The following is a 489-nucleotide window of genomic DNA, read 5'->3' as shown; positions in this document are numbered from 1 at the left end:
GTGCGAGCATTAAAAGCGATGCGTGAGGAACGCCGCCAACGCCGTGATGTAATGGGAATAGCCAAATTACAGTTAGATACCTCAAGTCGTTCTGGCAAAATTGTCTTTGAAATGGAAGATGTGAGCTATGAAATCGCAGGAAAAACCTTGTTAAAAGATTTTTCAACAACGATTTTACGTGGAGACAAAATTGCACTTGTTGGGGTAAATGGCTGTGGGAAAACCACGTTCATTAAATTATTGCTGGGTGAAATTCAGCCAACATCAGGCAAAATTCGTTGTGGTACTAAATTAGAGATTGCTTATTTTGACCAATACCGTGCTGATTTAGATCCCGAAAAAACCGTAATGGATAATGTGGCGGATGGTAAACAAGATATTGAAGTCAATGGTGTAAAACGCCATGTACTAGGGTATTTGCAAGATTTCTTGTTCCCACCCAAACGTGCAATGACCCCAGTTAAAGCCTTATCGGGGGGAGAACGAAAT

General features: G+C 41.1%; 1 protein-coding gene. It reads left to right on the top strand.

All coding sequences use genetic code 11. From position 1 onward, the window contains the following. On the top strand, window positions 1–489 hold a 489-nt coding region (locus HMPREF2644_RS07820; RefSeq protein WP_143422624.1), incomplete at both ends, for an ATP-binding cassette domain-containing protein.

Origin of the sequence: Haemophilus sp. HMSC071C11 (genome assembly GCF_001837655.1) — a bacterium.
Taxonomy (GTDB): domain Bacteria; phylum Pseudomonadota; class Gammaproteobacteria; order Enterobacterales; family Pasteurellaceae; genus Haemophilus; species Haemophilus influenzae.
This window is presented reverse-complemented; position numbering and strand designations above follow the sequence as displayed.